At 34.3% G+C, this 475-nt stretch carries 1 pseudogene; it reads left to right on the plus strand.

Going from position 1 to position 475, the window contains the following annotated elements:
• A pseudogene (locus E0D98_RS25790) lies at nucleotides 1-475 on the plus strand (hypothetical protein); the annotation flags it as partial.

The raw sequence follows: 475 nt of genomic DNA on the forward strand, positions 1-475 counted from the left end.
GTTGAAAATATTGGTAGTTTAGCGCCATTTAAATTCGATGATGCAATTAAACTATTGTATGATTTTTCTAAAAAAACAGATAGTGCTGAATTGAAGTTAGCGGTGTGGGAAAAATGTTTAGAAGTTTATAACAAAAACAAAAGATTCTCAGGTGCTTATTGGGCAATGCAACCAGAACAAAATGAAAAAATCAAAGATGTTTCTACAGTCTTGAAGCCCGAAGATCCTATGCTTTATAGCAAGCGACTTTTTGCACAAAACAATTACTTCCTATTTGATGAAAATGGAAACTGGCGGGACCAAGAAGAAAGGTTGACAAAAGAACGAGGGCAATCAATATGCGAAATATATGCTATTAATGGTATTGATGGAGTCTTAGAATTCTCTCTATCTATTGAAAGGCCTGAGTTTGTTGGTAGTAGCCTGGTCGCAGAAGATCTAGAAATTCCTTTAGATATACTGAAAAAACTTATTG

This window comes from Escherichia sp. KCJ4928 (assembly GCF_004352695.1).
GTDB lineage: Bacteria > Pseudomonadota > Gammaproteobacteria > Enterobacterales > Enterobacteriaceae > ECMA0423.